Here is a 24888-nt window from a genome sequence, read left to right as displayed (position 1 = left end):
TTAGTCGGGCAGATGGAGGCCGACGCCTCGCATCGGCTTGCCTTACGATGCGGCGACCTCCGCGGAGTGCCGGCATGAGCGACCGATCGAGCTCGACCCCCGAGACCGCCTGCACCATCGGCGTGCTGCGCGAAACCGCACCCGGGGAGCGTCGTGTGGCCGCCACGCCCGATACGGTCCGGCGCCTGGTTGCACTCGGCGCACGCGTGCAGGTGCAGAGCGGGGCCGGTGGCGGGGCGCACTTCCCGGATGCGGCCTACGCCGACGCCGGCGCCTCGGTGATCGACGACGCCGAAGCGATCGCGCAGAACGCCGCCGTCATCCTCTGCGTGCAGGCGCCCGACGCATCGCTGCTGCAGCGTTTGCGCGAGGGCGCCGTGCTCGTCGGGCATCTCGCGCTCGGCGGTGACGATGCCCGCGGCGAGGCGATTGCATCGCGCGGCATCGTCGCGTTTCCGCTCGAGCGGCTGCCGCGCACCACGCGCGCCCAGGCGATGGACGTGCTCAGCTCGCAGGCCGGCATGGCGGGCTACAAGGCGGTGCTCATCGCCGCGCAGCTCGCGCCGCGCTTCTTCCCGATGTTGACCACGGCGGCCGGCACGATCCGGCCCTCGAAGGTGCTCGTGATCGGCGCGGGCGTCGCCGGGCTGCAGGCGATCGCCACCGCGCGGCGGCTTGGTGCGCAGGTGGAAGGCTTTGACGTGCGGCCTGAAACGCGCGAGCAGATCGAGTCGCTCGGCGGACGGTTCCTGGACCTGGGCGTCAGCGCGGCAGGCGAGGGCGGCTACGCGCGCGCGCTCACCGACGACGAACGCGCCGAACAGCAGCGTCGGCTCGGCGAGCACTTGCGTGGCATCGATGCGATCGTCACCACGGCCGCCGTGCCGGGGCGGCCCGCGCCGCGGATCATCACCGCGGCAATGGTCGCCGGCATGAGGCCCGGCAGCGTCGTCGTCGACCTCGCCGCCGAAACCGGCGGCAATTGCGAACTCACGCGTCCGGGCGAGACGGTCGAGATCGATGGTGTCATCGTCGCCGGTCCGCTCAACCTCGCGAGCCAGGGCGCGGTGCACGCCAGCGAGATGTTCGCGCGCAACGTGCTGAATTTCGTGTCGCTGCTCGTTGCGGACGGCCGCATCGCGTTCGACTGGAACGACGAACTGCTCGCCAAGACCGTCTGGCCGCCGCGCGACGCCGCGTCCCCGTAACGCACCAACGCTGCACGGCCGCTTGAGCGCCAGCCGCCGGCGCGCGTCACGGTGGGTCAGCGCTCGCGTCGTTCGCGTTTTTCGCCTGTCGGCGTCGGGTGTACTTGTGCCCAGCTGCGCTTTTGCTCCTCGCTCATGGCACGCCAGCGCGCCATGAAGGCCGCACGGTCGGCCTCCGGCAGCCGGCGCAGGTGCGCGAATAGGGCTCGCATGTGTTCGCGCTCGGCAGGCTCCATCTGCTGCCACCGCTGAACCCCGTGCCGGGCGCGGCGACGCTGCTCCGGCGACAGCGACTGCCAGCGTTCGGCGTGCGCGAGCATGCGCCGACGCTGTGCGGGCTCGGCGTTCCAGCGCTCGCGGACCGGCGCGATCAGCAGTTCCCGCTGAGCGGGTGTCAGCTGCTCCCAGCTCGGCAGGGCAGGGGGCGATTGGCCAAACGCCGGCATCGCGGATCCCGCGAGCAGTGCCGCCACCACTGCGAAACGGGAGGCGCGCTGAAAAACATCAGTCATGGCAAAGCTCCGTCGGGCCCGCTGTCGGTCGATGCGAGCCAGAGATAGAAATCAGGGGATTCGTCGAGAGAGACGAGCGCGGTCGGCTCAAGGGGCGCTTCGACGGCCGTACTGTCCGGCCCAACCGCCGACGCAGTGGCCTGCGGGGAAGCGACTGTGCCCGCGGCCGGCGTCAGGAGCGGCCGTAGAGGCAGCGCGACCGCGAGCACGAGCACGGCGGCCAGTCCGCTTGCGATCGGCCAGTCCATCCACGGGCGTGACGGCGCGGCACGAGTCGGCACCCGTGCTGCTCGAAGGCGCTCGCGCACCTCCGGGCTCAGCCGCGCCACCGCGTCGCCGTGCAGGGCACGCATCGCGCGGTCGAAGTCGTCGTCTGCGGTCTTCATTGCCAGTCCTTCAAATGGCGTTGCAGCGCTTCGCGCGCCCGGAACAGGTGCGTCTTGACCGCGCCCTCGCTGCAGCCCATCGCCCGCGAGGTCGTCGCAACATCGAGCTCCTCGAGCACGCGAAGGGTGAATGCTTGGCGCTGCCGACGCGGCAGCGCGCGGAGTGCGTCGACGAGATGCGCGTACGCCTCCCGATGATCGTGCGCGCGGGACGGATCCGGCGTGGCCTCGTCGGCCCAATCGAGCGAGGCGCCGTCGTCGTCAGCGGGGGCGGGCATCAGCCAACGCAACCGGAACATCCGCCGCCGTTGCTGGTCGACGATCCGGCTGCGCAGCACGCTCCAAAACAGCGGCGTCCAGTCGCATGCGGGCCGATCCCGGTACGCGAGCATTCGCATCATCGCGTCCTGCACCGCGTCGAGCGCGTCCTCGCGCTGGCGCAGCCCGATCTCGGCGAAACGGAACGCGCGGGGCCCGATGCCTGCAAGGAATTGTTCGATCGACACGGGCGGCGACGCGAATGGCACGTCTGCGTCGTGCCCGGGACCCGTGCCGGTGCTCACCTGCAACAGCATGCGGATGTTCCAGGGGGCGGCCCACACGAAGCACCGGAGTCGCAGCGCGGGGCTGCGCCGGGATTCCACTGCGCCGTCTGCAAGACCGACCACGCCCGGCGTGCACGTGTCCTTCGCGTCCTGCAAGTGGTGGCGCTCAATGGGTTTCGATCCGGTGCGCAGGGCGGTCTGCGCTAGCGTCAACGCGCGACGGCCCGCCGCGTTGACGCAGCCACCGGTGCATTCATTCGCGGTTATGCTCCGGGCATCGGCCAGGAGCGCGCACGATGGACGGTTGGGCGGCGCTGTACATCTTCATGCTCGCGGCAATCGCGGGCCACGTGATCATCTCGCGCGTGCCGGTGATCCTGCACACGCCGCTGATGTCGGGATCGAACTTCATCCACGGCATCGTGCTGATCGGTGCGATCGTCGTGCTCGGCCACGCGGACACGACGCTCGAACGCGTCATCGGGTTCATCGCCGTGGCGCTCGGCGCGGGCAATGCCGCCGGCGGGTATGTGGTCACCGAGCGCATGCTCGACATGTTCAAGCCGTCGAAGTCGAAGGGTCCCGACGGAGATCGCCCGTGACCGGCGGCGCTCCGGGCATCGCCGCGGCCAGCTATTTCGTGGCGGCGACGCTGTTCCTGCTCGGTCTGCAGCGCATGGCATCGCCGCTCAATGCCCGCAGCGGAATCCGCTGGGCGGGGCTCGGCATGGTCATCGCAACGGCGGCGACGTTCCTGCTGCCTGGCCTGCACAACATCGGGCTGATCCTCGTCGCGCTCGCCGTGGGCGGCGCGCTCGCATGGGTGTCCGGCCGACGCGTGGCCATCACCGACATGCCGCAGATGGTGGCGCTCTACAACGGAATGGGCGGCGGCTCGGCGGCTGCAATCGGCGCGGTCGAACTGCTGCGCCTGAGCGCGCTCCAGGACGCCCGCGGCCCGGTCGCGCGCGTCGGCGAAGTTGCAGCCGACCCGGCACTTGTCGCACCCATCGCGCTCGTCCTCGCGGCGGTCGGCGCGCTGATCGGCGCGGTGTCGCTCTCGGGCTCGGTCATCGCATGGGCCAAGCTCGACGGGCGCATGGATAAGCGTTACGCGTTCCCGGGCCTGCAGTTCGTCAACGCGGCGCTGTTCGCGGCGGCGATCGTGCTGGGTGGCGTCGCCGCATTCACGCTCGAGCCCGTGGCGATCGTCGCGTTCTTCGCTGCGGCGCTGCTGCTCGGGGTGCTGATGACGCTGCCGATCGGCGGCGCCGACATGCCCGTCGTGATCTCGCTCTACAACGCGCTGACGGGCCTGGCGGTCGCCTTCGAGGGCTACGTGCTCGCGAACGAGGCGCTGATCATCGCCGGGATGATGGTGGGCGCGGCAGGCCTGCTGCTCACGCGGCTGATGGCGAAGGCGATGAACCGGCCGATCCGCAACGTCTTGTTCGGCAGCTTCGGCGCGACCGGCGAGGCGCAGGCGATCAGCGGTGCGCAGAAGCCGATCGAGGCGGGCGACGTCGCCGCCATGATGGCGTTCGCCGAGCGCGTGGTGATCATCCCGGGCTACGGCATGGCCGTCGCACAGGCGCAGCACAAGATCTGGGAGCTCGCGCAGAAGCTCATCGCGCGCGGCATCAACGTCAAATTCGCGATCCATCCGGTTGCCGGCCGCATGCCGGGCCACATGAACGTGCTGCTCGCCGAAGCGGGCGTGCCGTACGACCTGATAGTCGACATGGACGACATCAACCCCGAATTTCCGCTCACCGACGTCGCGCTCGTGATCGGCGCGAACGACGTCGTGAACCCGGTCGCGAAGACCGACCCGGCGAGCCCGATCTACGGCATGCCAATCCTTGACGTCGTCAACGCGCGCAACGCAGTGGTGATCAAGCGCGGCAAGGGCACCGGGTTTGCCGGCATCGAAAACGCGCTGTTCTATGCCGACAACACGCGCATGCTCTACGGCGACGGTGCGGCCGCAGCAGCGGCGCTCGTGGGCGAACTCAAGGCGCTCGACGACGGGCACTAACCAGCCGCGACCGTCACGATCCGACCGGCCGTGGCGGTTCCGAAGCCGCGTGTCGCCGCTTCTCAGCGCGCCGTAAGCGCCGCCACCACCACGGCGATCGCGACCCATGCCAGGTCCACCGGGCCGTTTGCGAGCTGGGCGAGCGTCCACGCGTGGTTCCAGCCCAGCCGCACCGCCGCGTCCCAGGCGCTGAGGCCGAGCGCGCCCGCCACGTGGCTCGCGATGATCCACCAGTTGGCCAGCAGGACGATCGCCGCCGTGCCCGCAATCGCCGCGATCGCGCGCGCGCGCCCCCGCGGCCAGCGGCCGAGGCGCAGCATCCAGGCGAGGTCCAGGGCACCGACGACGGCCATCCAGCTCAGCTGCCGGTCGGCATACAGCGCCGCGATCACCCACAGCGCGGCAAAGCCGGCTGTCCCGAGCAGCGGCAGCAGCCATGACAGCCACGTCCGGGTGGGGGCGGGCGGAGCGAGCGTATCCATCGGAGAACCAGCGGGCCCCGTCGGGGCAAGCCGTACAGCATAGCCGGGGCGCTGCCCGCTAGAATGGGCGGTCCAGCGCCGAACGGCGCAACGTGGCTTTCCTAATGTATTCCCGCAGCAGCGAACCCGTCCGCTTTGAACGTGATTGCCCGGCCGTCCTGGTGCCCCAGGGCGAGCACGTCACGTTGCCCGCGGGCAGCATCGGCTACATCACGCAGGCGCTCGGCGGCAGCTACACGGTGTTCGTCGAAGGCAACCTGCTCCGCATTGCGGGGCAGGATGCGGATGCAATCGGCAAGGAGCCGCCGGAGCCGCTGGAACTGCCCGCAGGCGCGGACGACGAGGCCGTCGAGCAACTGGTCTGGAAGCAGCTGCGCACCTGCTTCGATCCCGAAATCCCGATCAACGTCGTCGATCTCGGCTTGGTCTACGAGGCGACGGTGGTGCCGCACCCGGAGCAGCCGGGGCAGCGCCGGGTCGAGGTGAGCATGACGCTGACGGCGCCGGGCTGCGGCATGGGCGACGTGCTCGTCTCGGATGTGCGCGACAAGATCGAGCGCATTCCGACCGTCGTCGAGGCCGACGTCGAGCTCGTGTTCGACCCGCCGTGGAACCGCACGATGATGTCGGAAGCCGCTCGCCTCGAGACCGGCATGCTTTGAAGTGGGGCGTGGCGGCGCGACCGCCGCCCGCTCCCAGCGGCGCTTTTTGACAGCCGCCGTAGATCGTTTCGCTTAAAAACGCGCAAGTGCCGGCCGTCATCTGGTCCCGGCCGCTGCGTTGTGCATTGCTGAACAAGACAGCCGTCGCGCCCGCTCCCGCGAGTCCAGACAGCGTAGCCGCTGCGGCGCTTGACAGTTGTTTGGTGCAGTGCATCAAGGATCCGCGCAAGCGGGTCCGGTCGAGGCTGAATTCCATATAGCGCAAGCGTTTCAGGCCGATTTCCGCTTGCCATTCGCCGGCCGCCTCGTGGCGACGCTTTGCTGAACAGCCATTAAGACTTTGCCGCACCCCATGTTTCCGATGTGAAACCGGTCACTTGCGCGCGCTTCAGAACTTTTCCCGGCCTGGATACGCGGCCTATTTTCTCGATCTGTGACGGGCGTCGCACTGTTTGGCGCGAAACATGCGTGCGCCGCCTTGCCGTGACGCGAAACGGTCATCTAACGTCGGCTTGACGGTCCTTTTCCGAGCTGCCGTCAACCCCTCCGACGCTCGTGGCTCCGCGCCCCGCGATCAGAGTCTCCGCTGTCCGAACGCCCAACCTCTCCGGGAGAGTTCTCCAGATGTCGAATCGCATTTTGCGTCGCACCCGCGTCCGCGCGCTCGCAGCCGCCACCGCCGTGGTCGTCGCTTCCATGGCCGCCGGCCCGGCACTTGCCGGCAAGGCGGACATCAGTGGCCTCAGCAGTCAGGGCACCGACCGTTTCATCGTCAAGTATCGCGAAGGCAGCACCGAGCGGGCGAGCCCCGCGAATGCGAAGGCCGCAGCAGCCCGCGCGGCGCGCGCCGGTGTCGGCGGTAAGGCCGTTGCGCTCGGTCACGTGCGCCGCATGGCGCTGGGCGCGGACGTGCTCAAGACCGACCGCAAGCTCGATCGCGCCGAAGCGCAGGCGCTCATGCAGCAGATCGCGGCGGACCCGAGTGTCGAGTACGTCGAAGTCGACCAGATCATGCGCCCGCTCTACACGCCGAACGACACGCACTACGCCGGCTACCAATGGCATTACTTCGAGGCGACCGGCGGCATCAAGGCCGACCAGGCGTGGGACGTTACGAACGGCAGCGGCGTCGTGGTCGCGGTGCTCGATACGGGCATCACGAGCCACAGCGACCTGGGCAGCAACATCATCGGCGGCTACGACTTCATCAGCGATGCGGCGATGGCGCGCGACGGCAACGGCCGTGACTCGAACGCGCTCGACCAGGGCGACTGGGCCGCGGCGGGCGAGTGCTATTCGGGCTCGCCGGCGTCGAACTCCAGCTGGCACGGCACGCACGTGACCGGCACCGTGGCGGCGCTCACGAATAATTCGAAGGGCGTGGCCGGCGTCGCGTTCGGTGCCAAGGTCGTGCCGGTGCGCGTGCTCGGCAAGTGCGGCGGTTACACGTCCGACATCACCGACGGCATCATCTGGGCCGCGGGCGGCAGCGTCACCGGCGTTCCCGCTAACCCATACCCGGCCAAGGTCATCAACATGAGCCTCGGCGGCGGCGGCACGTGCTCGAGCACGTACCAGAACGCGATCAACGCCGCGGTCAACCGCGGTGCGACGGTCGTGGTCGCAGCAGGCAACAGCAACGCCGACACCTCGGGCTTCACGCCCGCAAGCTGCTCGAACGTCATCGCCGTGGCGTCGACGACGCGCACCGGCGCGCGTTCGAGCTTCTCGAACTACGGTTCGCTGATCGACGTGGCCGCACCCGGCAGCGACATCGCCTCGACGGTCAACTCGGGCACCACGACGCCGTCGACCGAGAGCTACAGCCTGATGTCGGGCACCTCGATGGCCTCGCCTCACGTGGCCGGCGTCGCCGCGCTGATGATCGCCAAGGCGGGCGGTTCACTGGCGCCGTCGACGGTCGAAAGCACGCTCAAGAGCACGCTGCGTCCGTTCCCGACGTCGATCGACAAGCCGATCGGCAACGGCATCGTCAACGCCCGTGCGGCCGTGGATGCGGTCGGCGGTTCGTCGGGCGGCACGTCGACGTACACGAACAGCTCGGACTACTCGATCCGCGACAACTCGACCGTCGAAAGCCCGGTCTCGGTGAGCAACCGTACCGGCTACGGCCTCAACCCGACGTCGGTCGCGGTCAACATCGTTCACACCTACATCGGTGACCTGAAGGTCGACCTGATCGCGCCGGACGGCTCGGTGTACGTGCTGCACAATCGTTCGGGCGGCAGCGCCGACAACATCAACGCGACCTACAGCGTGAACCTGTCGAGCGAGCTCAAGAACGGCACGTGGAAGCTGCGCGTCAACGACAACTACAGCGGCGACACCGGCTACATCAACAGCTGGAGCATCACGTTCTAATCGCGGTCTGAAGCACCCAGCGCCCCGGCAAAACCGGGGCGCTTTTTTTTTGGTCCCCCCGCGCCCGGTTGTCGGGCGTGCCATGCCGTCAAGGAGAGAAGTCGCATGAAGTCCCGCAAGCCCCTGCAATCGCTCGTTGCCCTCGGCCTGTTCGCGTCCGCCGGAGCGGCCATCGCCGCCCAACCGCTGTTCGTCGGTGAACTCACCCCCACGGCCAAGAGCCGCGCCGCGCTGCAGTCGATTGCCGCGCGTCCCGACTCGTCCGGTCTGCGCGCCCTGCGTGCGAACCCGGCGGTCGTGAGCGCTTCAACACAAGAGATCCAACTCGACCTCGGCATGCGCCGCGTCACGGCCGTGCTCGAAAACGCCGAGGCGGTGGGCGAGGGTGGCCTTGTGTGGAGCGGCCGCATCAAGGAAACCGCGAAGTCCCGCCCGGGCTCGCTGCGCGAAGTCGCAAGCGACGCCGCGAACTCGGCGATCCTGGTGCGCCGCGGCAATGGCGTGACCGGCAACGTCCGCGTCGACGGCAAGCTCTACCGCATCCGGCCGCTGCCCGAGGGTGGCCACGCGGTCGTCGAGGTCGACGAAAGCCGCATGCCGAAAGACCACCCGGCGGAGTACGACGCGCTTCCGAAGATCCGGATGGCCGGCGGCGACTCCGGCATGGTCGGCACGATGGGCTCGAGCTCCGGCACGGCGCAGACGATCCGCGTGATGGTCGTCGCCACCGCGAATGCGATCAACGGCTACGGCGGCGACATGCGAGCGCTCGTGGATTTGGCAGTCGCCGAGTCGAACCAGAGCTACAAGAACTCGAACGTCGGCATCACCCTGCAGCTCGCCGGTTACTACACGACGACCTACAACAGCGTCGGCATGAGCACCGACCTCTCGCGCTTCCGTGGCACGAGCGACGGCTACATGGACGGCGTGCACAGCACGCGCAACTCGGTGGCGGCGGACGTGATGATGCTTGTCGTCAACGACAGCTCGTCCTGCGGTCTCGCCTCGGGGATTGGCTCATCGGCTTCGACGGCATTTGCCGCCGTGTACTGGAACTGCGCGACGGGCTACTACAGCTTCGCGCACGAGATCGGCCACCTGCAGTCCGCGCGCCACGATCCCGCGGCCGACCCGAGCACCACGCCGTACGCGTACGGGCACGGCTACCAAGCCCCGAACAAGGCCTGGCGCACGATCATGTCGTACAACTGCTCGCCGAGCTGCCCGCGCATCAACTACTGGTCGAACCCCAACAAGACCTACGGCGGCGTCGCGATGGGCACGTCCACGAAGAACGACAACCAGCGCGTGCTCGTCAACACGAAGGCGACGATTGCCGGCTTCCGCTGATCGACCTGTAAAGTGTTTCAGCAAAAACCCCGGCCTCGGCCGGGGTTTTCTTATGCGGTACGCATCCGTGTGCGACTCAACCCGCCGCTTCGAACCGGTTCGCCTCGACGTTCTTGCGCACCTTCGTCGGGTCCCAGATGCGGCCGTTCATCGCGATATACACGCCGGGCGGCAGCGACTGCACCGCACCGACCGCGGTGCCGATGTTGAACTCGGCGTCCGAGCCGCGGAAGCGGGCCGGGTTGAGCGCGCCGGTCAGCACGATCGTCTTGTCGGTCAGCGAAGACAGCACCTGCGCGGTCTCCACCATGCTGTCGGTGCCGTGCGTGACCAGCACGTGGCGCGCGCTCTGCGCAGCGATCGTTGCACGGACCAGCTCGCGGTCCTCGTCGGTGATGTGCAGCGAGTCCTTGCGGATGATCGGAATCACGTTGTAGCGGAACGCGACGCCGAGCTCGTCGAGGATGCGGCCGATCTGCGGCTCGCCGACCTGGAAATCCGACTTGTCGTCGAAGTAGATCTTGTCGATCGTGCCGCCGGTGGTGACGATGCAGAGCTGGTCCATCGAAGTCCGTCGCGCGCGGGAAAGGCCGCGATTATACGGACGAGACCGCGTCGGGCCGGTCAGGCGCGCCGTTTGCCGAAGCGCGCGCGCAGGCCCGGCAGGTTCGCCGCAAAGATCACCGCGAGCGCAAGCGCGATTTCGCCCCACGCGTAACCGGCTTCGGCCGGCCTCGACCACGCCACCATGACGCCGTGGCTGAACCAGCCCAGCGCGAGCACCGATGCCCAGAACGCGGCCGTACGGCGGCCGCGCCAGCGCGCGATGGCGAGCAGCAGCGGGGGCAGCGCGAAGACGACGAGCTCGTCCCATTGCGTCGGCCGCGGCGCGAACCACGCCGCAAAGAGCGCCGCGAGCGCAAACAACGCGACGATGAGCACGCGCGCGGACGTCGGCATCGAGCTCACGCGAGTTTCGCCGCGATCGAAGCGAGCCGCCGGCCGAGGGCGCGGGCAAGCTGTGCTTCGTCGTCGGTGAGCTGCGGGTTGTCGTCCGGACCGGCGACGTGGCTCGCGCCGTACGGCGTCCCGCCGCCGCGCGTCGAGCTCAGCAGCGGCTCGGTGTAGGGCAGGCCGACGATGACGCAGCCGTGGTGGAGCAGCGGCACGTGCATCGACAGCAGCGTCGCCTCCTGGCCGCCGTGGTGGGTCGCGGTCGAGGTGAACACCGCCGCTGGCTTGCCGACGAGCGTGCCGCTGGCCCATTCGCCACCCAGGCCGTCGAGCCAATGCTTGACCGGTGCAGCCATGTTGCCGAATCGCGTCGGGCTGCCCACGGCAAGGCCCGCGCATTCGACGAGGTCGTGCGGCTCGACGTACGGCGCGCCTTCATCGGGCACCGGTGGGGCGGCGGAGGTCGTTACCGGCGCCACAGGCGGCACGGTGCGCAGGCGCGCACCCATGCGGGGCACTTCCTCGACGCCGCGCGCGATCTGCCGCGCGAGGCGCAGCACCGAGCCGCCGCGGCTGTAGTAGAGGACTAGGATCTCGGGCATCGCGCACCGCGGGGGTCGAAGGCGGCACAGGATAGTGCAGGGTGCGGCGCGCCGAGGCGCATGGGCAATGCAAAGGCCACCACGAGCAATCGTTTAGGCTTGGGCTAATGCCTCGCCCGGCCGACCTGCTGCCACCGCTGCCGCCATCGCCCGCCGCGCTGCGGCGTGCCGTGCACGCGCACGCCCGCACGCACATGCACGCCCACCTGCGCGACCGGGCGCGCCTGCGCGCGTTCCTGCGCTTTCTCGGCGGGCGCACGCTCGAGGACGACCTGTTTCAGGCCGCCGGCGCGCTGTCGTTCACGACCGTTTTCGCGCTCGTGCCGCTGTCGATGGTCGTGTTCGGCGTGCTGTCGGCGTTCCCGGTGTTCGGCGAGTGGAGCGACCGGCTCAGCGATTACATGTTCTCGAACTTCGTGCCGCGTGCGGCGAGCGCGGTGCAGACCCACCTGCGGCAGTTTTCCGCGAATGCCGGCCAGCTGACCGCCGCGGGCGTGGTCGCCCTGCTGGGATCGCTGTTGCTCACGATCAGCGGCATCGAGGCGGCGTTCAACCGTATCTGGCGGGTCAAGGCGGCGCGTCCCACGTTCGGTCGCTTGCTCATGTACTGGACCGTGCTGACGCTCGGTGCGCTGCTCGCGGCGGCAAGCCTCGCACTGTCGGCTCGGTTCTTTGCGCTGTCGGTCTTCGAGACGCAGGTCGGCAGCGCACTCGAGCAGATCGCGCTGCGGCTGGCGCCGATGAGTATCTCGTTCCTCGCCATCGCCGTGATCTACCGCGTCGTCCCGCATCGCACGATCCACTGGCGCTACGCGTTCGCCGGCGCGCTCGTCGCGGCGATCCTGCTCGAAGCCGTGCGCGGCGGCCTGAGCCTGTACCTCGGCAGTTTCGGCGCGTATTCGGTCATCTACGGAACGGTCGCGTTCGTTCCGATCTTCCTGTTGTGGATCTACCTGAGCTGGACCGCGGTGCTGCTGGGCGCTTCGTTCGCATCGTCGCTGTCGGCGTTCCGGTACCAGCCCGCGCACCTGCGGCTGCCCGAGGGTTACGAGTTTTACGCGCTGCTCCGCTTGATTGCGCGGTTCCGCGAAGCCCGCGTGGACGGCCGCGGCCTGCACATCGACGACATCCAGCGCCTAGAGCCCACGCTCACCGATGCGCTCGCGCAACAACTGCTCGCGCAGCTGTGCGACATCAAGCTCGTGCGGCGGGCCGAGGACGGCGAATGGCTGCTTGCGCGCGACCTTGAGACGCTGTCGCTCGCGGATCTGTACGAAGCCTGCCAGTTGCGCATTCCCATCGCCGAAGCCCATCTGCCGTCGCGCGACGATCCGATCGGGCGCGCCGCCGTCGAGGTGCTCGACGAGCTCCGCCTTCCGCTGCGCGCGCTGCTCAAGCGCCGCCTCGCCACTCTCCAAGAACCCCGGGACCCGTGATGCGCCTGACCTCGCTGTCCATTCCACTCTGCCTCGCGGCCGCGCTGGGCGCGTGCACGCGCACGCCCGAACCGACGATGCCCTCGACGGCGGTCGTTGCCACCCCGACCGAGACCGCGCCCCCCGCGCCCGAGGTCGACCGCGAACGCCCCACGCTCCAGATCGCCACGTTGGACGGCACGCCCTACGACCTCGCGACGCACCGCGGGCGCTGGATCGTCGTGAATTTCTGGGCCACCTGGTGCGCGCCGTGCATCAAGGAAATGCCCGAACTCGACGAGTTCGACAAGCGACGCGAAGACGCCGAGGTGATCGGGCTGGCGTACGAAGACATCGAACCGGACGACCTGCGTGCGTTCCTGACAAAGCGCCCGGTCTCGTACCCGATTGCGATCGTCGACGTGACCGACCCGCCGCAGGCGTTCGACACGCCGCGCGGACTGCCGATGACGCACCTGATCGCGCCGGACGGGCGGCTTGCGAAAAGCTTCCTCGGCCCGGTGACCGCCGCGGACCTCGACAAGGCAATCGACGAAGCCGGCCCGGCGTCGTGACTGCAGCGCGCTTCTTCATCAGCGGCACCGTCCAGGGCGTGTGGTTTCGCGCCTCGACGCGCGAGCAAGCGCAGCGGCTGGGGTTGCGGGGGTATGCACGCAACCTCGACGACGGGCGCGTCGAAGTGCTGGCCGCGGGCGACGCCGAGTCCGTTGGTGCGCTCGCGCAGTGGCTGGCGCATGGCCCTCCGAATGCTCGCGTCACCGGGGTCGAGCGAACGGAGGCGGAAGAATCCGAGGCAGGCGGAGGATTCGTGATCGCCTGAACAGCGACGGCGCCTGAGCTCCACATCGTAAAGGCGTTGCTGTCGGCTGAACGCGTGCTTGGCGTTTCACCCGCTTCGCACGCCGGCTCGACGACGCTGCAGCCCCGCTTTCGCCCGACCTCCCATGCCGTCGCTCATCGCGAGTCTCGCCGTTCTCCCGCCTGCCAGCAGGCACTGCGCATGAGCCCCACTGACTGGATCGGATGGGTGGCGTCGGCCGTGCTGATCGCGACCCTTGGGCGGCAGGTTTTCGTGCAGTGGCGCGAGCGCAGCACGGAAGGGCTGTCGTCGTGGCTGTTCGTCGGGCAGCTCACCGCGAGCGTGCTGTTCACGATCTACAGCGCCCTCGTCGGCAACGCGGTCTTCGTGTTCACGAACAGCGTACTGCTGGGGACTGCGATCGCGGGGCAGCTGATCTTTCGGCGCAACCGCAGGTTGATGGCAGCTGAGCAAGGTCACTCGCACGGGCGATAGAGCGTTAGTCGCGACCCCTTGAGCAGCAGTCCCAAGCTGAGCTGAGCGACACGCGACAGGCGAGCGAGGTTCGCTCGCCGCCTTGCCTCTGTCAGGCCGCGCTTTGGCTTTCGGCATCAAGGCTGTACCACTGGCTGTCGTCCTCGCTCCATCCGGCGGCGCGATAAAGCGCGCGCGCAGCGACGTTGTCGCGACCGGTTTCGAGCATGAGTCGCGCAGCGCCGTCTTCACGCGCGAACGCCGCAGCGGCGTCGAGCAGTGCGCGGCCGACGCCGCCGCGCCGAGTGGACTCGTCCACGTACAAATCGTTGAGGATCCAGATCCGCGCGGTGCGCACCGACGAGAACATCGGATACAGCTGCGCGAAGCCGACAGTTGCGTCATCGCGCTCGGCGATCAGCACGGTCGACTCGCCTCGCGTGAGCCGGGCATGCAGCCAGTCGCGCGCACGTTCAATATCGCTGGCCTGTCCGTAGAAACGCCGGTAGGCGTCGAACAAGAGGGCGAGCCGGTCAAGATCGGCGAGCGCGGCGCAGCGGACGGAGGCGGAGGCGGACATGGCGGTGCGTCGTACAGGCGGACCCGAAGCTTAGCTAATGCGCTTCATCGCCCGTCTTATCACCCATCGCCACGAAAACATCACGGCCGACGATCTGAACCTCGCCAATTACGCTTCGGATCTGTCGCGCGAGCCCCAGCGGCAGCCGGCCGCCAGTATCAGTGGCGACACCGGACGCGATCAATCCGCCGACGTCAGCTGTGCAAGCTCGTCGGCGCGGTGCTCCTGTTGCAGTCTCGCGACCAGTGCTTCGAGGTCGCCCGTCATCACGTTCGGCAGGTCGTAGAGCGTGAGGCCCTCGACGCGGTGGTCGGTGATCCGGCCCTGCGGGAAGTTGTAGGTGCGCACGCGCTGGCTGCGGTCCCCGCTGCCGACCTGCAGCTTGCGCGAGGCGGCCTGCGCGGCAGCGGCTTTCGCGGCCTGCGCATCGGCAAGCATCGCGCGCAGGCGCTTCATCGCCTTGTCGCGGTTCGCGTGCTGGCTGCGTTCGGTCTGGCTTTCGACCACGGTGCCGGTGGGCAGGTGGGTGATGCGGATCGCGGAGTCGGTCTTATTGACGTGCTGGCCGCCGGCGCCTGAGGAGCGGAAGGTGTCGACGCGCAGGTCGGCCGGGCTGATATCGACCGGGACCTCGTCGGCTTCGACTGGAATGATCGCAACCGTCGCCGCCGAGGTGTGGATGCGGCCCTGCGATTCGGTCTCGGGCACGCGCTGCACGCGGTGCGTGCCGGACTCGAACTTGAGCTGCGAATACGCGCCGCGGCCCTCGACGCGCGCGATGACCTCCTTGAAGCCGCCGTGCTCGCCGGGGTTCGCCGATTCGATCTCGACCTTCCAGCCCTGCTTCTCCGCGTACCGCGCGTACATGCGGAACAGGTCGCCGGCGAAGATCGCGGCCTCGTCGCCACCGGTGCCGGCGCGCACTTCGAGGTAGAGGTCGCCTTCGTCGCGCGGGTCGCGCGGGATCAGATGCGCGAGCAGTTCGGCTTCGAGCTGTTGCAGGCGCGCGTGCGCGGCCGCGATTTCCTCGTCGGCCAGCTCGCGTAGTTCGGGGTCGCTGCGCATGGCCTCGGCGGTCGCCAGGTCCTGGCGTGCCGCGGCTTCGGATCCGAGCGCGACGGCTACGGGCTCGAGCTGCGAAAACTCGCGCGAAAAACGGCGGAATCGATCGGCGTCGCCGATGACCTCAGGGTCGGCGAGCAGGCGCTCGAGCTCGTCGCGACGTTCGGCGAGGGCTTCGAGCTTGCGGCGCAGGGTAGGGAGCATTTGGGCAAAACCAGTGCAAACGGGACGGCGTCGCGCGGCGCGCAGCCGGCGAGCGGGCGGCGTCGAAGCGGAGCGTCGCTACTTCGGGGCGGGCGGAGTCAGCACGGACGCCGGGTCGAGCGGTGTGTCGAGCGGCGGGGTCGTGGACGCGGGATCCGGGAACATCGCGACGGCGGCGCGCGCGAACCCGGCATCGCCGAGCACCGCGGCCTCCCGCAGCGCGACGGTCGGCGCATGCAGCAGACGGTTCGTCAGCGTATGCGCGAGGTAGTTGAGGGCGTCCTCGGGCGCCATGCCGGCCGCGAGTTGTGCATGCGCGCGAGCGAGTGCATCCAGCCGTGCGGCGTCGCCGTGCGCGCGCAGGCGCTTGAGCGGCTCGCTGCGCGCCTGCGCCGCGGCCGCCTCGACGTAGCGCGCGACCTGCAGCTCGACGATCGTCTCGGCTTCGTCGGCGGCTTCGCGCCTCCGGCGCCGGTTGTCCTCGATCGCGCGCTCGAGGTCGTCGACCGTGTACAGGAACACGTCGCGCAACTCGGCGACGTCCGACGCGATGTCGCGCGGTACGGCAAGGTCGAGCAGCAGCATCGGCCGGTGCTTGCGCGCCTCGAGCGCGGCCGCGACCTGGGCCTTGATCAGCACCGGCTCGCGGCTCGCCGTGGCACTGAGCACCACATCGGCCTCGGCGAGATGCTTGGCAAGGTCGGCGAGCGGAAGGGCATAGCCGCCGTGGCGCGTCGCGAGGTCCTGCGCATGCGCGAGCGTGCGGTTCGCGACGAGCAGCCGCTTCGCTTTCGCCTGCACGAGATGGCGCGCGGCGAGCTCGATCGTCTCGCCCGCGCCGATCAGCAGGACAGTGGAGTCCTCGAGCCGCGCGAACGATTCCTGTGCAAGCCGCACCGCCGCCGACGCGACCGACACCGGATTGGCACCGATGCGGGTGTCGCTGCGCGCGCGCTTGGCGGTCGAAAACGCGTGCTGGAACAGTCGGTCGAGGTGCGGGCCGAGCACGCCCGCCGTGCGTGCCGTCGACCAGGCGTCCTTGACCTGCCCGAGGATCTGCGGCTCGCCGAGCACCAGCGAGTCGAGCCCGGTGGCGACGCGGAACAGATGACGCACGGCGTCGGCGCCGCGATGACGGTACAGGTACGCGTGGAGGTCCGGCCCGGTGCCCGAATGCGACGCGAGCCAATCCGCGAGCGCGTCGCCGTCGTCGCTGACCGCGTAAAGCTCCGTGCGGTTGCAGGTCGACAGCAGCGCGACCTCGCGCACCGCCGGCAGCGTGCGCAGCTGAGCGAGGGCCGCTGCACACGCTTCGCCCGAAAACGCGACACGCTCACGCAACGCGACCGGCGCGGTCTGATGATTCAGGCCGAGCACGTGCACGCCGGGCAGGTCCGGACGGGGCGAAACCGATGTCATGGTGGCGTGCGCCGCAACCCGTTCAGGTGCGTGCGATAAGCTGCTGGCTACCGAAAGCCGACATTCTAGCGGCTCGCCCCGGGGCACTTCCGTGCGAAGCGGCCCCGTGTTCAGCCCCGAACCGGACCCCCGTCATGCCTCCAGCGTTTTGCCTGCTTCGCTGTGCCGTGCTTGCGACGGCTTTGCTCGCGGCGCCCGCCCTGGCCGCCGAGCCAGCGGCAGGCGCTTCGTCGCCGAAGGCTGCAGCCGCAAGCGAAGCGACGTCAAAGGCACTCGAGCCGCTGCTTGCGGGCGAGTTCGCGCTGCAGGCCGGCCGCCTTGACGACGCCGCAAAGGCCTACCTGCAGGCCGCGCAAGCCGCCCAGGACGCGGCGCTGGCCGAGCGCGCCACGCGCATCGGTCTGCTGGCAAAGAACGACGCCATCTCGGCCGACGCACTGGCGCTCTGGCACCGCCTCGGCGGTCAGCCTGCGGCGCTGCGAGCGGTGGACGCGATGTTCGCGCTGCGGCAAGGGCGCGACGCCGAGGCACGCAAACACCTCGTGGCGCTCGTGGCGATGCCGGGCGATGACGGCTGGCGCCAAGCGCTCGGCGTGATCGGCGTCGGCGCACGGGAGCCCGCGCAGGCCGCCGGTGTCGTCGAATCGCTGATCGACGGCGGGCATCTGCCGGCCGATCTCGACGCCTGGCTCGCATTCGGCGGGCTTGCGCAGCGGCTCGAGCGTCCGCAGCTTGCCGAGCGCATCGTCGAGGAGGTGGTCCGGCGCTTCCCCGGCGAGCCGCGCGTTGCACTGCTGCGCGCGAGCCAGCTGCGTGAGGCCGGCAAGCGCGACGAGGCGCGCACGGCTCTCGAAGCCGTCGCCGACCGGATCGAAAAGGACGGCGCGCTGAGGCTCGCACTCGCGGGCGAATACGACCGCCTCGGCGACCTCGAGGCCGCAGCGGACGTGCTCGCGCGCGGCCCCCAGGACGAGCACATCCACGCCCTGCGCGCGTCGTTGCTCGCGCGTTCGCAGAACAAAACCGCGCTGCGCACGCTGTACGACGAGCTGGGCCGGGGTGGCAGCCGCCCGGACCCGCAGCGCCGACTGCTGCTCGGCCAGGTCGCCGAGTTCCTCGAACTGCACGATGAAGCCCTGGCCTGGTATCGCGGCGTCCCCGGCGGCCCGCAGCGCTGGCCGGCGCGGTTGCGCGAGGCGAACGTGCTGCACAAGCTCAAACGCACTGAGGAAGCATACGCCGCGGTGAGCGCACTGCAGCGCGATGCCACCGCCCCCGAAGAGGTGCGCCGCGACGCGTATCTGCTCGAGGCCGCATTGCATGCCGAAGACAAGCGCCCGGACGCGGAGATGGACGCATTCGCGCGCGGCCTCGCGGCCTTCCCCGACGAGCCCGAAGTGTTGTACGCGCGGGCGCTGGCCTGGGAGCGCCGCGACGACATTCCCCGCGCCGAAGCCGACCTGCGCCGAGTGCTCGTCGCCGACCCCGACAACGTCGCCGCGCTCAACGCCCTCGGCTACACGCTGGCGGACCGCACCACGCGCTACCGCGAGGCGCTCGAGCTGATCGACCGCGCCCGCGCCGCCGAGCCGGACAACGCCGCGATCATCGACAGCTACGGCTGGGTGCTCTACCGGCTCGGACGCCTCGATGACGCGCTCGTAGAACTGCGCCGGGCCTTCACACTGCAGAAGGACGCGGAAATCGCCGCCCACCTCGGTGAAGTGCTCTGGGTCAGCGGCAAGCGCGACGAGGCGCGGCGCTATTTCGACCAGGCCCGCGAGCTCGATCCCGACAATCGCGCTCTCCAGCGCGCGCTCGAAAAGGTCGGCGCATGATCCGCATCGCGACGGTGCTGCTTTCACTCGCGCTCGCGGCCTGCGCTTCGGCGCCGATGCGCACCGGGCCGGCCGTGTCCGAGGCCGCCGCTGAGGCCGCGCAGCAGTCCCGGGAGGTCGCGCTTCGTGAAGACGCCGACTGGACGCTCACGGGACGCATCGCGGTGTCTAACGGACGCGACGGCGGCAGCGGCCGCCTCGAATGGCGGCAGGCCGGCGAGCGGTTCGAGGTGGGGCTCAGCGCGCCCGTGACGCGGCAGGGCTGGCGTCTCTCGGGCGACGCCGGGCAGGCGCGGCTCGAGGGACTCGACGGCGGTCCGCGTGTCGGCGCCGACGCCAGCGATCTGCTGCGCACTGCCACGGGCTGGGACATTCCGGTCGTCGCGCTGGCCGACTGGGTCCGCGGCGCGCGTGCCGGTGCCCTTGGCCCGGCGACGATTCACTACGACGCTACCGGTCGACCGGCGCGAATCGAGCAGGGCGGCTGGACGATCGACTACCGCTGGCCCGACGCCGCATCGGAACCGCTGTTGCCGTCGCGCGTCGACGCCCGCCGTGGAGAGGCGCGTGTCCGCCTCCTAGTCGACAGCTGGGGCGAGACATGACCAGGGCGTCGCTTCGGCGTACTCCGGGGCGCGATGTATGCGGGATTCGAAGCCCCACATTGCGCATCAGCCACGCCGCATGAGCGCGAGCCGCCTGCCGCGCGGCGCAGGCTGGTCGTACTGGCCCGCCCCCGCGAAACTCAACCTGTTCCTGCGCATCACCGGCCGTCGCACCGACGGCTACCACCTGCTTCAGACCGTTTTCCGCCTGCTCGACTGGGGTGACGAGGTCGCGCTGCAGGTGCGCGACGACGGGAGGATCGAGCGCATCGGCGAGTCGCTGCCGGGCATCGACGAGGCCGATGACCTGCTCGTGCGGGCTGCGCGGCTGCTCCAAACGGCGACGAACTCACGCAAAGGCGCTTCGATCGCCGTCGATAAGCGCATTCCGGCCGGCGGCGGTTTCGGCGGCGGCTCGTCGGACGCGGCGACGGTGCTGCTCGCTCTCGACGCGCTGTGGGACACGCGGCTGGGCGTCGACGCGCTGGCGCAGCTGGGGCTGCAATTGGGCGCCGATGTGCCGGTCTTCGTGCGCGGCGAAAACGCCTGGGCCGAAGGCGTCGGCGAAGCGCTCGCGTCGATCGATCTCCCGCCTCGTGCATATCTGCTGGCCGACCCCGGTGTGCATGCGCCGACGGCCACCTTGTTCGCGGCTCCCGAATTGACGCGCGATGCGCAGCCCGTGAGAATGTGCGACTTCGTTTTGGGTGAACCGCTCGGCAATGCGTTCGAGCCGGTATTGCGCCGCCGCGAGCCGGCCGTCGAGGCCGCGTTCGATGCGCTGGCGCGTGTCGGTGCGCCGCAGTTGACGGGGTCGGGCAGCGGGTGTTTCGTCGAGTTCGCCACGTGCGAGGCCGCCGAAGCCGCGCGGAGTGCATTGCCGACCGGGCTGAAGGCCTGGGTCGCGCAGGGCGCAGCGCGCTCGCCGCTGTCGGTTGCACTCGAACGTTGGCATGCAGCCGCGAAAAGTCCCGGGACGGACTGACTCGCGGCCGCAGCCAGCCACCGTTTTTAGGGGCGTCGCCAAGTGGTTAAGGCACCGGGTTTTGATCCCGGCATTCGTAGGTTCGAATCCTTCCGCCCCTGCCAAACCTGACGTCGGCCCAGTCGCCGGATGCCATTGCGCCGCACCGCAGGCGCTGCTCCGGTCGGTCTGTGCTTCGACCCGAAATCCGATCCACGAGTCCCGGCCCACGCTGCCATGCAAAACGATCGCAACCTGCTCGTCTTCAGTGGCAACGCGAACCGGCCGCTCGCCGAAGCCGTCTGCCGGGAGCTTGGCATCCGCCTCGGCAAGGCCCTCATCGGCCGCTTCTCCGACGGCGAAGTGCAGGTCGAGATCGAGGAGAACGTGCGCCGGCAGGAGGTGTTCGTCATCCAGCCGACGAACGCGCCGACCGCCGAAAACTTCATGGAACTGCTCGTGCTCGTCGACGCGCTCAAGCGCGCATCGGTGAGCAACGTGACCGCCGTCGTGCCGTACTTCGGCTACGCGCGTCAGGACCGCCGCCCGCGCAGCTCGCGCGTGCCGATCACCGCGAAGGTCGCGGCTAAGATGTTCGGCGCGGTCGGCACCGATCGTGTGCTGACCGTGGACCTGCACGCCGACCAGATCCAGGGCTTTTTCGACATTCCGGTCGACAACGTCTACGCGTCGCCGCTGCTGCTGGCCGACATCTGGCGCGCGCACGGCACCGACAACCTCATCGTGGTTTCGCCGGACGTTGGCGGCGTGGTCCGCGCCCGCGCGATCGCGAAGCGCCTCGACGATGCCGAGCTGGCGATCATCGACAAGCGCCGCCCGCGTGCGAACGTCTCCACGGTCATGAACATCATCGGCGACGTGGCCGGCAAGACCTGCGTGCTCGTCGACGACATCGTCGACACCGCCGGCACGCTGTGTGCCGCGGCCGCCGCGCTCAAGGAGCACGGCGCCGTCAAGGTCGTCGCGTACTGCACGCACCCCGTGCTGTCGGGCGCGGCAATCACGAACGTCAGCAATTCGCAGCTCGACGAGCTCGTCGTCACCGACACGATCAAGTTGTCCGACGCCGCGCGCGGCTGTTCGAAGATCCGCCAGCTCAGCGTTGCCGAGCTGCTCGCCGAGACGATTCGCCGCGTGGCATTCGGCGAGTCGGTGAGTTCGCTGTACGTCGACTGATATTTCGCGCGGCTCGGGCTAGCGCTTCAAAACAGCGCCGCATCGATCCACGCATTCCGCTTTCAACTCACCTGGTCGCGGGTGAGTTTCCTCGTCGCAGCGATGCGGCGTCCTGCTGTAAACAGTGAGTAATCGCAATGTCCGAACACACCATCCAGGCCACGAGCCGCAACGTCGAAGGGAAGGGTGCGAGCCGCCGCCTCCGTCGTGCCGCCTCGATCCCGGCCATCGTATACGGCGGCAACGCCGAGCCCACGCCGATCCAGCTCGACCACGAGAAGGTCTGGCTTGCCCAGCAGAACGAGTGGTTCTACTCCTCGATCCTCAGCCTCGACATCGACGGCAAGGTCGAGAGCGTGCTGCTGCGTGACATGCAGCGCCATCCGTTCAAGCAGATCATCATGCACCTGGACTTCCAGCGCGTGAATGCGAACGAGACGCTGCGCGCGAAGGTGCCGCTGCACTTCCTCAATGAAGACGCGTCGCCGGCCGGCAAGGCCGCGGAAGTCGTCGTGACGCACGAGCTCAACGAAGTCGAAGTCAGCTGCCTGCCGAAGGATCTGCCGGAATTCATCGAGGTCGACCTCAGCAGCCTGACCGTCGGCGACGTGATCCACCTGTCGCAGATCAAGCTGCCGAACGGCGTCGAGATCCCGGAGCTGAAGCTGGGCAAGGAGCACGACGTCGCCGTCGTCGCCGCCAAGCACGGCCGAGTCGAAGCCGCGGCTTCGGACGAAGACGGCGCCGCTGCGGAGTAATCCGCAGGCGCTCATGCCGCACCGCAAACGCCCGGCCTCGCGGTCGGGCGTTTGCGTCTTACGGCGAGCGACGTGAACGATGACAGGACTTCGCCTGATTGTCGGGCTCGGCAACCCCGGCCCCGAACACCTTCGCACCCGGCACAACGCGGGTTTCTGGTTTGTGGACGCGCTGGCCGAGAAACTCGGCGGTCGCTTCGGCTTGGAATCCAAGCTGTTCGGCGAGACCTGCAAGGTCGAGATCGCCGACCAGTCGGTCTGGCTGCTCAAGCCGGCCACCTTCATGAATCTGTCGGGTAAATCGGTCGCGGCGGCGCTGCACTACTGGAAGATCGAGCCCGAGCAGGCGCTGCTCGCGCATGACGAGCTCGACCTGTCGCCCGGCACCGCGCGACTCAAGTTCGATGGCGGGCACGGCGGTCAAAACGGCCTGCGCGACACCATGCGCCTGCTCGGCCACGGCGGGTTTCACCGCCTCCGCGTCGGCATCGGCCATCCCGGGCACAAGGACAAGGTCACGGGCTGGGTGCTCGGTCGCCCCGGCAAGGACGACGAGGCGATGATCCTGCGTGCGATCGACGATGCGATCGATGTCCTGCCGCTCGCCGTCGCCGGCGACTTCAGCGAAGCCATGAAGCGGCTTCACACCCCCAAGGCCTGAGCGGGCATCATTGCGGGCCGATTGGCCATCGGAAATCGCGTTCCGGCACGCCAGAGCCCCATTTCCCATTTCTGATTGAGTGACGGATCCATCCATGGGCATCAAATGCGGCATCGTCGGCCTGCCGAACGTCGGCAAGTCGACCCTCTTCAACGCGCTCACGAAGGCGGGTATCGCCGCGGCGAACTTCCCCTTCTGCACGATCGAACCGAACGTCGGCGTCGTGCCGGTGCCCGATCCGCGGCTCAGCCAGCTCGCCGAGATCGTCAAGCCGCAGAAGGTGATCCCGACCGCGGTCGAGTTTGTCGACATCGCCGGCCTTGTTGCGGGCGCGGCCAGCGGCGAAGGTCTGGGCAACAAGTTCCTTGCGCATATCCGTGAGGTCGATGCGATCACGCACGTCGTGCGCTGCTTCGAAAACTCCGACGTAATCCACGTCGCGAATAAGATCGATCCGATCGCGGACATCGAAACGATCGACACCGAGCTCGCGCTCGCCGACCTGGATTCGGTCGACAAGGCGATCCAGCGCGCGGAGCGGTCCGCGAAGTCCGGCGACAAGGACGCGAAGGCGCGTCTCGAGGTGCTCGGCCGCATCCGCAAGGCACTGGACGAAGGCCGCGCGGCGCGCACCGTGGCGCTGTCGGACGACGATCGCGTGCTCGTGCGCGACCTGTTCCTGCTCACGCTCAAGCCGGTCATGTACGTCGCCAACGTGCTCGAGGACGGCTTCGAGAACAACCCGCACCTCGACGCGGTGCGCGAACGCGCGAAAGGCGAGGGTGCGGAAGTCGTGCCCGTTTCGGCTGCGATCGAAGAAGAGCTCAGCCAGCTCGAGGATGCCGACCGCGACGCGTTCCTGGCCGACCTCGGGCTCGACGAGCCCGGCCTGAACCGCGTGATTCGAGCGGCCTACAAGCTGCTTGGCCTGCAGACCTACTTCACCGCCGGCGTCAAAGAGGTCCGCGCGTGGACCGTGCGCGCGGGCTCGACCGCGCCGCAGGCAGCCGCCGTGATCCACACCGATTTCGAGAAGGGTTTCATTCGCGCCGAAACGATCTCGTTCGACGATTACTTGAAGTACCGCGGCGAGTCCGGAGCGCGCGATGCAGGTCGGCTGCGCCTGGAAGGCAAGGAGTACCGAGTGCAGGAAGGCGACGTGCTGCATTTCCGCTTCAACGTCTGATCGTTGGCGAATGCCTGAACAGATCGTTGACTTCCAACGAACTCATCGCCAGAATTGCGGGCTCTCTGGAGGGATACCCAAGCGGCCAACGGGGGCAGACTGTAAATCTGCTGGCTTACGCCTTCGGTGGTTCGAATCCACCTCCCTCCACCAGAGTCACCCGTCTGCGCCTGGCGCGGCGATCGAAACACCCGGCGGAGTCACCGCCTGCCGGCGCAGTACCCAAGCAGGTCACGTCAGCGAAAGCTGGCCGGCGCGGGAGTAGTTCAATGGTAGAACCTCAGCCTTCCAAGCTGATGGTGCGGGTTCGATCCCCGTCTCCCGCTCCATTGATGTCGCGACTGTCACCTGTTTGAACAACCTGCTCACGTAGCTCAGTCGGTAGAGCACCTCCTTGGTAAGGAGGAGGTCGCTGGTTCGATTCCAGTCGTGAGCACCAATTGCATTCCACCAGCACGACCTCATCGAGACGCAACCATGGCCAAGGGTAAGTTCGAGCGCACCAAGCCCCACGTGAACGTGGGCACGATCGGTCACGTTGACCACGGCAAGACGACGCTGACGGCGGCGCTGACGAAGGT

The 24888-nt window shown here is 68.8% G+C and carries 28 protein-coding genes and 4 tRNA genes; 22 read left to right on the top strand and 10 right to left on the bottom strand.

From position 1 onward, the window contains the following. The first annotated feature begins 74 nt into the window (after positions 1–74). Positions 75–1208 carry an NAD(P) transhydrogenase subunit alpha gene (locus IE075_RS14760; protein WP_189457867.1) on the top strand — a complete coding sequence of 378 codons (1134 nt, stop codon included), beginning with the start codon at positions 75–77 and terminating at the stop codon, positions 1206–1208. A gap of 56 nt (positions 1209–1264) precedes the next feature. Here IE075_RS14760 and IE075_RS14755 read toward each other — a convergent pair whose 3' ends face one another. The 3 genes from IE075_RS14755 to IE075_RS14745 are packed head-to-tail and all read right to left on the bottom strand — an operon-like array spanning position 1265 to position 2681. Then, positions 1265–1720 carry a DUF3106 domain-containing protein gene (locus IE075_RS14755; protein WP_189457866.1) on the bottom strand — a complete coding sequence of 152 codons (456 nt, stop codon included), beginning with the start codon at positions 1718–1720 and terminating at the stop codon, positions 1265–1267. Continuing rightward, positions 1717–2106, bottom strand: coding sequence for a hypothetical protein (locus IE075_RS14750; RefSeq protein WP_189457865.1), 390 nt, complete (start codon positions 2104–2106; stop codon positions 1717–1719). The genes IE075_RS14755 and IE075_RS14750 overlap by 4 nt, the downstream gene beginning before the upstream one ends. After that, complete coding sequence (locus tag IE075_RS14745) at positions 2103–2681, bottom strand: RNA polymerase sigma factor (RefSeq protein WP_189457903.1); 579 nt, start codon at positions 2679–2681, stop codon at positions 2103–2105. The genes IE075_RS14750 and IE075_RS14745 overlap by 4 nt, the downstream gene beginning before the upstream one ends. Positions 2682–2947: 266 nt before the next feature. Between IE075_RS14745 and IE075_RS14740 the strand changes: the two genes are divergently transcribed. Together IE075_RS14740 and IE075_RS14735 are read left to right on the top strand one after the other, a co-directional pair. Continuing rightward, entirely contained in the window at positions 2948–3253 is a 306-nt protein-coding gene (locus IE075_RS14740) for an NAD(P) transhydrogenase subunit alpha part 2 (protein WP_189457864.1), read from the top strand. Continuing rightward, positions 3250–4689 (top strand): NAD(P)(+) transhydrogenase (Re/Si-specific) subunit beta, encoded by a 1440-nt coding sequence (locus tag IE075_RS14735; protein WP_189457863.1) that lies wholly within the window; start codon positions 3250–3252, stop codon positions 4687–4689. Before IE075_RS14740 ends, IE075_RS14735 begins: the two co-directional genes overlap by 4 nt. Positions 4690–4751: 62 nt before the next feature. Here the strand turns inward: IE075_RS14735 and IE075_RS14730 are convergent, their stop codons facing one another. Next, on the bottom strand, positions 4752–5171 hold the full coding sequence (locus IE075_RS14730; protein WP_189457862.1) for a hypothetical protein: 420 nt from the start codon (positions 5169–5171) through the stop codon (positions 4752–4754). 104 nt (positions 5172–5275) lie between these two features. On the opposite strand from IE075_RS14730, the gene sufT reads away from it, so the two are divergent. From sufT to IE075_RS14715, 3 genes are all read left to right on the top strand, one after another. Next, on the top strand, positions 5276–5833 hold the full coding sequence (gene sufT, locus IE075_RS14725) for a putative Fe-S cluster assembly protein SufT (protein ID WP_189457861.1): 558 nt from the start codon (positions 5276–5278) through the stop codon (positions 5831–5833). A 624-nt stretch (positions 5834–6457) separates the two neighbouring features. After that, positions 6458–8215 (top strand): S8 family peptidase, encoded by a 1758-nt coding sequence (locus IE075_RS14720; RefSeq protein WP_189457860.1) that lies wholly within the window; start codon positions 6458–6460, stop codon positions 8213–8215. 105 nt (positions 8216–8320) lie between these two features. Next, positions 8321–9568 (top strand): M12 family metallo-peptidase, encoded by a 1248-nt coding sequence (locus IE075_RS14715; RefSeq protein WP_189457859.1) that lies wholly within the window; start codon positions 8321–8323, stop codon positions 9566–9568. Positions 9569–9644: 76 nt separating this feature from the next. Here IE075_RS14715 and IE075_RS14710 read toward each other — a convergent pair whose 3' ends face one another. The 3 genes from IE075_RS14710 to wrbA are packed head-to-tail and all read right to left on the bottom strand — an operon-like array spanning position 9645 to position 11124. Further along, complete coding sequence (locus IE075_RS14710) at positions 9645–10133, bottom strand: asparaginase domain-containing protein (RefSeq protein WP_189457858.1); 489 nt, start codon at positions 10131–10133, stop codon at positions 9645–9647. Between the two features lie 59 nt (positions 10134–10192). Further along, positions 10193–10528 carry a DUF2069 domain-containing protein gene (locus IE075_RS14705; protein WP_189457857.1) on the bottom strand — a complete coding sequence of 112 codons (336 nt, stop codon included), beginning with the start codon at positions 10526–10528 and terminating at the stop codon, positions 10193–10195. A 5-nt stretch (positions 10529–10533) separates the two neighbouring features. Next, on the bottom strand, positions 10534–11124 hold the full coding sequence (wrbA, locus tag IE075_RS14700) for an NAD(P)H:quinone oxidoreductase (protein ID WP_189457856.1): 591 nt from the start codon (positions 11122–11124) through the stop codon (positions 10534–10536). Between the two features lie 194 nt (positions 11125–11318). Between wrbA and IE075_RS14695 the strand changes: the two genes are divergently transcribed. From IE075_RS14695 to IE075_RS14680, 4 genes are all read left to right on the top strand, one after another. Further along, positions 11319–12560: a YihY family inner membrane protein gene (locus IE075_RS14695; protein WP_189457902.1), complete on the top strand. Its 1242-nt coding sequence runs from the start codon at positions 11319–11321 to the stop codon at positions 12558–12560. Then, positions 12560–13114, top strand: a complete 555-nt coding sequence (locus tag IE075_RS14690; protein ID WP_189457855.1) for a TlpA family protein disulfide reductase — start codon at positions 12560–12562, stop codon at positions 13112–13114. Before IE075_RS14695 ends, IE075_RS14690 begins: the two co-directional genes overlap by 1 nt. Beyond that, positions 13111–13380 (top strand): acylphosphatase, encoded by a 270-nt coding sequence (locus IE075_RS14685; protein WP_189457854.1) that lies wholly within the window; start codon positions 13111–13113, stop codon positions 13378–13380. Before IE075_RS14690 ends, IE075_RS14685 begins: the two co-directional genes overlap by 4 nt. Before the next feature lie 180 nt (positions 13381–13560). Then, a complete protein-coding gene (locus IE075_RS14680) occupies positions 13561–13854 on the top strand; it encodes a SemiSWEET family transporter (RefSeq protein WP_189457853.1) in 294 nt (97 codons plus the stop codon). 91 nt (positions 13855–13945) lie between these two features. Here the strand turns inward: IE075_RS14680 and IE075_RS14675 are convergent, their stop codons facing one another. The 3 genes from IE075_RS14675 to hemA form a co-directional block, all read right to left on the bottom strand. Then, positions 13946–14413 carry a GNAT family N-acetyltransferase gene (locus tag IE075_RS14675; RefSeq protein WP_189457852.1) on the bottom strand — a complete coding sequence of 156 codons (468 nt, stop codon included), beginning with the start codon at positions 14411–14413 and terminating at the stop codon, positions 13946–13948. A 180-nt stretch (positions 14414–14593) separates the two neighbouring features. After that, positions 14594–15679: a peptide chain release factor 1 gene (gene prfA / locus IE075_RS14670; RefSeq protein WP_189457851.1), complete on the bottom strand. Its 1086-nt coding sequence runs from the start codon at positions 15677–15679 to the stop codon at positions 14594–14596. 78 nt (positions 15680–15757) lie between these two features. Then, positions 15758–17098: a glutamyl-tRNA reductase gene (hemA, locus tag IE075_RS14665; RefSeq protein ID WP_189457850.1), complete on the bottom strand. Its 1341-nt coding sequence runs from the start codon at positions 17096–17098 to the stop codon at positions 15758–15760. 134 nt (positions 17099–17232) lie between these two features. Between hemA and IE075_RS14660 the strand changes: the two genes are divergently transcribed. From IE075_RS14660 to IE075_RS16045, 12 genes are all read left to right on the top strand, one after another. Next, positions 17233–18936, top strand: a complete 1704-nt coding sequence (locus IE075_RS14660; RefSeq protein WP_189457849.1) for a tetratricopeptide repeat protein — start codon at positions 17233–17235, stop codon at positions 18934–18936. Continuing rightward, the gene (gene lolB / locus IE075_RS14655) at positions 18933–19541 is read left to right on the top strand and encodes a lipoprotein insertase outer membrane protein LolB (protein ID WP_189457848.1); all 609 of its coding nucleotides are present in this window, start codon (positions 18933–18935) and stop codon (positions 19539–19541) included. The genes IE075_RS14660 and lolB overlap by 4 nt, the downstream gene beginning before the upstream one ends. Positions 19542–19620: 79 nt before the next feature. Then, entirely contained in the window at positions 19621–20526 is a 906-nt protein-coding gene (ispE, locus tag IE075_RS14650; protein WP_189457847.1) for a 4-(cytidine 5'-diphospho)-2-C-methyl-D-erythritol kinase, read from the top strand. A 28-nt stretch (positions 20527–20554) separates the two neighbouring features. Beyond that, a tRNA-Gln gene (locus IE075_RS14645) sits at positions 20555–20630 on the top strand. A 112-nt stretch (positions 20631–20742) separates the two neighbouring features. Further along, on the top strand, positions 20743–21702 hold the full coding sequence (locus IE075_RS14640; protein WP_189457846.1) for a ribose-phosphate diphosphokinase: 960 nt from the start codon (positions 20743–20745) through the stop codon (positions 21700–21702). 137 nt (positions 21703–21839) lie between these two features. After that, positions 21840–22460, top strand: coding sequence for a 50S ribosomal protein L25/general stress protein Ctc (locus IE075_RS14635; protein WP_189457845.1), 621 nt, complete (start codon positions 21840–21842; stop codon positions 22458–22460). Positions 22461–22539: 79 nt separating this feature from the next. Next, positions 22540–23121, top strand: a complete 582-nt coding sequence (pth, locus tag IE075_RS14630; protein ID WP_189457844.1) for an aminoacyl-tRNA hydrolase — start codon at positions 22540–22542, stop codon at positions 23119–23121. A gap of 94 nt (positions 23122–23215) precedes the next feature. After that, positions 23216–24307: a redox-regulated ATPase YchF gene (ychF, locus tag IE075_RS14625; protein WP_189457843.1), complete on the top strand. Its 1092-nt coding sequence runs from the start codon at positions 23216–23218 to the stop codon at positions 24305–24307. 67 nt (positions 24308–24374) lie between these two features. Then, positions 24375–24460, top strand: a tRNA-Tyr gene (locus tag IE075_RS14620). Positions 24461–24562: 102 nt separating this feature from the next. Further along, positions 24563–24636: transfer RNA gene (locus tag IE075_RS14615), tRNA-Gly, on the top strand. Positions 24637–24670: 34 nt separating this feature from the next. Continuing rightward, a tRNA-Thr gene (locus tag IE075_RS14610) sits at positions 24671–24746 on the top strand. Positions 24747–24784: 38 nt separating this feature from the next. Continuing rightward, on the top strand, positions 24785–24888 hold a 104-nt coding region (locus tag IE075_RS16045), incomplete at its 3' end, for a GTP-binding protein (protein ID WP_082559638.1).

The sequence above is a fragment of the Cognatilysobacter bugurensis genome, from assembly GCF_014652095.1.
GTDB classification, from domain to species: domain Bacteria; phylum Pseudomonadota; class Gammaproteobacteria; order Xanthomonadales; family Xanthomonadaceae; genus Cognatilysobacter; species Cognatilysobacter bugurensis.
The sequence above is the reverse complement of the archived record's forward strand: the minus strand, read 5'-3'. Positions and strand labels throughout refer to the sequence as shown.